Source organism: Acidithiobacillus sp., assembly GCF_023255755.1.
Taxonomy (GTDB): Bacteria; Pseudomonadota; Gammaproteobacteria; order Acidithiobacillales; family Acidithiobacillaceae; genus Acidithiobacillus.
Genome location: NZ_JAGDVS010000062.1, coordinates 1 through 6,305, shown reverse-complemented (window position 1 = coordinate 6,305; position 6,305 = coordinate 1). Strand labels below are relative to the sequence as shown.

8 protein-coding genes are annotated in these 6,305 nt (G+C 58.6%); 6 read left to right on the top strand and 2 right to left on the bottom strand.

From position 1 onward, the window contains the following. A partial coding sequence (lgt, locus tag Q0C48_RS04310) for a prolipoprotein diacylglyceryl transferase (RefSeq protein ID WP_291521893.1) occupies positions 1-713 on the bottom strand: 713 nt, incomplete at its 3' end. 188 nt (positions 714-901) lie between these two features. Here lgt and Q0C48_RS04305 point away from each other — a divergent pair. From Q0C48_RS04305 to Q0C48_RS04295, 3 genes are read left to right on the top strand one after another with little or no spacing between them, the layout of a single operon-like run. Continuing rightward, on the top strand, positions 902-1,345 hold the full coding sequence (locus Q0C48_RS04305; RefSeq protein WP_291521891.1) for a MarR family transcriptional regulator: 444 nt from the start codon (positions 902-904) through the stop codon (positions 1,343-1,345). Further along, the gene (locus Q0C48_RS04300) at positions 1,342-2,892 is read left to right on the top strand and encodes a DHA2 family efflux MFS transporter permease subunit (protein WP_291521889.1); all 1,551 of its coding nucleotides are present in this window, start codon (positions 1,342-1,344) and stop codon (positions 2,890-2,892) included. The genes Q0C48_RS04305 and Q0C48_RS04300 overlap by 4 nt, the downstream gene beginning before the upstream one ends. 52 nt (positions 2,893-2,944) lie before the next feature. After that, positions 2,945-3,376 carry a universal stress protein gene (locus Q0C48_RS04295; RefSeq protein ID WP_291521888.1) on the top strand — a complete coding sequence of 144 codons (432 nt, stop codon included), beginning with the start codon at positions 2,945-2,947 and terminating at the stop codon, positions 3,374-3,376. A 341-nt stretch (positions 3,377-3,717) separates the two neighbouring features. Here Q0C48_RS04295 and Q0C48_RS04290 read toward each other — a convergent pair whose 3' ends face one another. Continuing rightward, the gene (locus tag Q0C48_RS04290; protein WP_291521886.1) at positions 3,718-4,749 is read right to left on the bottom strand and encodes an agmatine/peptidylarginine deiminase; all 1,032 of its coding nucleotides are present in this window, start codon (positions 4,747-4,749) and stop codon (positions 3,718-3,720) included. 84 nt (positions 4,750-4,833) lie between these two features. Here Q0C48_RS04290 and Q0C48_RS04285 point away from each other — a divergent pair, with 84 nt between their 5' ends. The 3 genes from Q0C48_RS04285 to Q0C48_RS04275 all read left to right on the top strand — a co-directional run. Then, positions 4,834-5,547: a pseudouridine synthase gene (locus tag Q0C48_RS04285; protein ID WP_291521884.1), complete on the top strand. Its 714-nt coding sequence runs from the start codon at positions 4,834-4,836 to the stop codon at positions 5,545-5,547. Further along, complete coding sequence (locus Q0C48_RS04280; protein ID WP_291521882.1) at positions 5,544-5,987, top strand: NUDIX hydrolase; 444 nt, start codon at positions 5,544-5,546, stop codon at positions 5,985-5,987. Before Q0C48_RS04285 ends, Q0C48_RS04280 begins: the two co-directional genes overlap by 4 nt. Positions 5,988-6,070: 83 nt before the next feature. Beyond that, positions 6,071-6,305 (top strand): NUDIX domain-containing protein (locus Q0C48_RS04275; protein ID WP_366937002.1); only part of this gene is annotated, 235 nt, incomplete at its 3' end.

Sequence of the window (6,305 nt, the reverse complement as noted above, 5' to 3'; positions counted from 1 at the left end):
TGGCCCATGGTGTAGTGACCGAAGACAAAGCCCAACTGAATATCCGGCTGGCGCGCGTATTCCGCGATGAAACGGAAGATGCCATAAAAGAGGACAAACATGCCGCCAACGGCACCGGCAGGACGCGCTTTGCGGCTGTAGATGGCCAGAATCAGCAGGAGCAGAACGCCCTCCAGCAGAAACTCATAGAGTTGCGAGGGTTGCCGGGGTTGCGGACCACCGGCGGGAAAGACAATGGCCCAGGGGAGGTCGCTGACACGGCCAAAAAGCTGATCGTTGATAAAGTTGGCCAGTCGCCCCAGACCCAACCCGATGGGCACGGCTGGCGCGATAAAGTCCAGAGTGGGCAGAAAGGCATGTTGCTGATGGAGTCGTGCAAATACCCAGCAGGCGATGACGACACCCAGGAGACCGCCGTGGAAAGACATGCCGCCATCCCATATGGCCAGCATTTTTATGGGATTGGCGAGATAATAGGGGAGGTTGTACCAGAGCACGTAGCCCACCCGGCCACCCAGAATGGCGCCGACGGCCACATAAAATTCCAGGTCGACGACCTGCTCTTTGCGCCAGTTCCAGTGCGCCATGCGGCCGCGCCGGATGAGCCAGACGGTGGCTATAACAAAGCTGATGATCTCCAGCAGACCGTACCAGTGGATGGTGATGGGGCCGAGCTGGAAGCCGACGGTATTGATATCCGGAAAATGCAGCATAGGGTCCTCGTAAATTCAGGCCACCATGGCGGAGCCCTGCGCTTCTGTCAAGGTGACGTCGTGGGCTTAGGCATGTCGACTGGGTCTCCAAGGGTTACTTTTGGGTGCCGGACTTCTCTTGTAAATAGATAGAGCACTAAGTATAAGTACCCTAATAATCTGGGCGGCTAAAAATACCGGAGGGATTCATGAGCAAAGACCTGTTGCAGGAAGCGTTTGCCCTGGCCCTGCATGACAGCGCACGGGCCTGGCGCCACGCGCTGGATCGTCGCCTGAAGAGTCTCGGACTGAGCCAGGCGAGTTGGATGAGTATCGCTTTTCTGGCGCGGGCCAAAACTCCCCTGACCCAGAGCGAACTGGCACATTGTCTCTCGGTGGAGGGGCCGACGGTGGTAGCCATGGTGGACCGGTTACAGCGCGCTGGATTGGTACGCCGCGAGATCGCCCCGGAAGACCGGCGTATCCGACGGGTGTTGCTGACGTCCGAGGGGCGGACCGTGTATGCGGAGGTGAAGCGTGTCGCTGGTGACTTCCGCCGCGAAATGCTGGATGGCCTGGACGCTGCAGAGTTGCAGCAGGCGACGGATCTCCTGCAGCGTTTGCAGCGCATTATCGAAGGATCCTTCCAATGACCGTGGAAAGCGCCGCAGTTGGCACAGAGGGGCTGAATCGACCCCTCATTACCCTGTCCATCATGCTGGCCACCATCATGCAGACCTTGGACAGCACCATCGCCAACGTGGCTCTGCCGCATATGCAGGGCAGCCTGTCCGTGTCCTTGAACCAGGTTGGTTGGGTGCTGACCTCTTATATCATGGCGACGGCCATCGCCACGCCACTGACTGGCTGGCTCTGTGACCGTTTTGGTCAGCGTACCGTCTTTTTGGCCTCGGTGCTGGGTTTTACTTTGGCCTCCATGTGGTGCGGTATTTCTACCTCGCTGGGGGAAATTGTCGTTGCGCGGGTGATGCAGGGTGTCTTCGGAGCGGCGCTGGTGCCGCTTTCGCAAACCGTCCTGCTCGACATCAACCCCCGGGAAAAGCAGGGTTCCGCCATGGCCTTGTGGGGCATGGGGGTGATGATTGGACCCATCGTCGGTCCTACCCTGGGCGGTTGGCTGACGGATACCATGGGGTGGCGCTGGGTATTTTTCATCAACGTGCCGGTGGGGATCATGGCGTTTACGGGAATCTGGAAGTCCTTCCCCAGGTATTCGGTGCTGCGGCGGATGCACTTTGACATGGCGGGATTTGTCAGCCTGAGTCTGGCCATCGGTGCCTTGCAGTTGTTGCTGGATCGTGGGCAAGAGCAGAACTGGTTCGCTTCGGTGGAAATCTGGATAGAAGCCTATATTGCCGGGTTCGCGGCCTTATATTTCATCTATCATACTTGGCGCACACCCTTTGACCGTTCCTTCTTTGATTACCGGCTGATCCTCAACCGCAACTATGTCACCGGCCTGCTCTTCATCTTTATTGTCGGACTGGTGCTTTTTGCGTCGCGGGCGTTGATCCCCACCATGCTACAGGATCTGATGGGCTATACGGCGATGACGGCGGGCTGGGTGACGGCACCGAGTGGCCTCGGCACCATGCTGGCCATGCTCGTTGTCGGGCGACTGGTGGGCAAGGTGGACTTGCGGCTGCTACTCGCCATCGGTTTCGGAATCACGGCCTTTTCCCTCTGGCAAATGCAGGGCTATAGTCTGGTGATCGGTGAGGGTGATGTGATTTGGCCGGGTGTCTGGCAAGGGCTGGGGATTGGTCTGGTTTTTGTGCCTCTGAGTGCCGCCACCTTTGCGACCCTGAGCCCGGAAATGCGGGCTAACGGCACGGCGATTTACAGTCTGGTGCGTAATGTCGGCAGCAGTATCGGGATCTCTCTGGTGGAGACCTTGCTGACCCGTAACACGCAAATCGCTCATGCCGCGCTGACCACCCACATTGATGACCATAATCCGGCTTTTCAGAATCCGACCGTGGCCAGTCTTTATAATCCCCATGATGCTTTGGGCCAGCTTCTGCTGAATACAGAAATCACCCGGCAGGCGACGATGATTGCGTATATCGATGATTTCTGGCTGATGCTGGTGATGACGTTGGCGGTTTTCCCGCTGCTGCTGATTATTCGCTCACCTAAGCGTGGCGCGGCGGTGGAGCAGACGGTGGTCGTGGAGTAGGTGGGAGATTCGGCTCGTGGGTGGTGCGGCGCGACCTTTTGGGAGGTGGTAAATGTTTCAGAAAATTCTGGTGGCCTACGACAGCAGCCCGTCGAGCGAAACAGCGCTCAGCCAAGGCGGGGAGCTCGCTCGTTTGTGTCAAGGTGAATTGCATCTTTTCGGCGTCATCGTCAGTACCGGGGGTATGGCCATTGGTCAGGCGGCGGGAGCGGAGGATATGCTGGGGCAGGAAGGCAACGCTATCCGCAGTAGTCTGGAGGATAGCGCGGGTAAGCTTCGTGCCGAGGGCCTGAGGGTGGTGACTCAAACGGCTGAGGGCAGTCCGGCTGAAGAGATTGCCCGTTACGCACTGCAAACGGGTGCCGACCTGCTGATCATCGGGCATATTCCGCATTTTTCTTTGGGACACTGGCTGCAGGGGTCAGTCGCCAAGGCGCTTCTGCGGGAATTGCCCTGCAGTATTTTGGTGGCAAAAGAGTGCTGAGTTTGTCCGGCAGGTATGGGATACCAGCGCTGTTGACGGTATTTTCTTATGTAACGCGATGTGAAAATTATGAAAAATAAAACAGCCTCTTAATGCTCGTGATGTGTGATTATTGAATATATAACTTTTTTTAAAAGTGATTATAATATGCGGCAGTGACTTGCCGCATGGAACATTGCCGAGTGGCCTCAGGAGCCAAAATGCTGCGCTGCCGATCTCCTGCCCTCTCCCCCTTAAACGTCCTGACGCTGGCGGTGGGTGCCATGTTGGCCGGTGGCGCTGAATAAGCGCTATGTTTTTAACAATACAATGACATGCTATTATATCTCATATGCTTTGTCTCAGCGCGGTAACTGCATGGTTACGCAGTGCAGGCTGCCATGCTGGCGAGCCAGCTCAATGCAGGGGACCGGGATCACCTTCCGGTCTGGAAAGGCGCGTTGCAGGCGCTCCTGCGCCACCATGTCTGCGGGATCGTCGTAAGTCGGCAGGAGAAGGGCGGCGTTGAGGATGAGAAAGTTGGCGTAACTCAGGGGCAGGCGGGTGCCATCCTCGTCCCATTGCGCTTGTGCCCAGGGCAGAGGAATCAGGTGATAAGGTTCGCCATCGCAGTTGCGGAAAGCGCTGAGTTCAGCGGCCATCTGCTGGAGCGGGGCGAAGTGGCTGTCGTCGGGATCGTCGCAACTCTGGTAGGCGATGGTATGGGGGTTGCAGAAGCGGGCGAGGGTGTCGATGTGGGCATCCGTGTCGTCGCCTTCCAGATGGCCGCTATGCAGCCAGAGGATGCGTTCTACGCCGAGCTGGGTACGGAGGGCGTCCTCGATTTGCACCGCGGACCATTGCGGATTGCGGTTGGGCGAGAGCAGGCAGGCACTGGTAGTCAGCAGGGTGCCGACGCCGTCCACTTCAATACTGCCGCCCTCCAGAACCATCCCGGAAATCTCCAGTACTGCGTTTCCGTAAGCCCCTTGGGCATGCAGGTGGCGGGTAATCTGATTATCCAGGTCGGCGCGGAATTTGAGGCCCCAGGCATTGAAGGCGAAGTCCATCAGTTTGCGCTGACCAGCCGGGTTCTGCAGGGTGATGGGACCGTGATCGCGGGTCCAGGAGTCATTGCTGGGGACGGTGTGGAGATGGCAGCGCGCGAGATCGGCACCGGCGCGGTGCAGATGTTTCCTACAAGCCTCGACGCTGGCCGCGTCATGGCAGGCAATGAGCACATCTTCGCGGAAGCTGATTTCACGCGCAATGCGGGCAAATACCGATAGCACCGCATCCAGGCGTGACGCCCAGTCGGTATCGGGATGTGGCCAGGTGAGTTGTACCGCCCGCTGCGGGGCCCATTCCGGGGGGAGGATGTATCCAGTCGCCATGATGCGCTCCGTTGTTGGTGACTCCGGCATCATAGAGGTTTAACGGCTTTTCGTCAGCCTGTCCGGCAGGCTAAACTGCACCCTATGCAAAAATCTGCCGAACGTATGGATCATTTACTGTCCCGTCTTGGATACTGTAGCCGCTCCGAAGTGCGTGATCTGGTGCGCGAGGGGCGAGTGCGGGTAGCCGGGGAACCGCTGCGCAAAGCCTCTGCCAAAGTGGATGCTGCGCTGGTCTGGGTGGATGAAGAGCCCATTGATCACCCCCATGCCCTCTATCTGCTCTATCACAAACCCTTGGGCAAGGTTTGTGCTCACGATGATCCGCGTACCATTTATCAGGATTTTCCCTTGCGTTGGCGCTACCGGCGACCGTCGCTGAGCAGTGTCGGGCGTCTTGACCGGGAGACCAGTGGCGTCCTGCTACTCACCGATGACGGCGACTGGCTGCACCATTGGACGAGCCCCCGCCGTGCCATTCCCCGGGTGTATCGCGTGACTCTGCAGGCGCCATTGCGGGCTGATGCGGCGAACATCCTGGCCGCAGGAACCCTGATGCTGGAAGGCGAAGACACGCCCTGTCGCCCTGCAGCGTTGCAATGCCTGACAGATCGCGAGGTGCTGCTGACCCTGACGGAGGGGCGTTACCACGAGGTCCGCCGAATGTTTGCCGCTCTGGATAATCTGGTGCTGACCCTGCATCGGCAGGCCTTCGGGCCTTTTGCGCTGGACGATCTGCCTCCCGGCCAGTGGCGTGAACTCACGGAAAAAGAGCGTATGACGGAGAAAAGCCCATGATTTGGACGCCGCATGTGACAGTAGCCACTGTCGTAGAGGAGAACGGCCGTTTTTTGCTCGTAGAAGAGGTGGTGGATGGGCGGCGCTGCTTCAATCAGCCTGCCGGCCACTGGGACCCCGGTGAAACTCTGTTGGATGCGGTCGTCCGCGAGACCCTGGAGGAAACGGGCTACGTCTTCCAGCCGGAATATCTGACCGGTATCTATCACTGGGAATATCCTGCGAAAAACCTGACTTATCTGCGCTTCGCCTTCGGTGGACGCCTTGGCCCCCGTGATATGCACCGTGCCCTGGATACGGGCATCATCGGCCCGGTCTGGCTGACCCTGGAGGAGATGACGGCGCGTGGGGGGGAGATGCGCAGCGTCATGGTCCGGCGCTGTATGGCCGATTACCAGGCGGGCAAGCGCTATCCACTGGATTTGCTGCACACGGTCTGAATGACGCTGGGGCTGGAGTAGACTGACGCTGGCCCGTCTGCGTGCTATATTGCAGCATAAACGCATCGGCAGAGACGATGAACATGATAGACGCGGACGGCTATCGCCCCAATGTGGGCATGATCATTTGTAACGAATACAATCAGGTGTTGTGGGCCAAACGCCGGGGTGAAAATGCCTGGCAGTTCCCCCAGGGCGGTATCGATTATGCGGAAACGCCGGAGCAGGCGATGTTTCGCGAGTTGGAAGAAGAGGTCGGGACCGCCAAGGTCTGTATTCTTGGGCGGACTCAGGGGTGGCTGCGTTACGAGGTTCCCT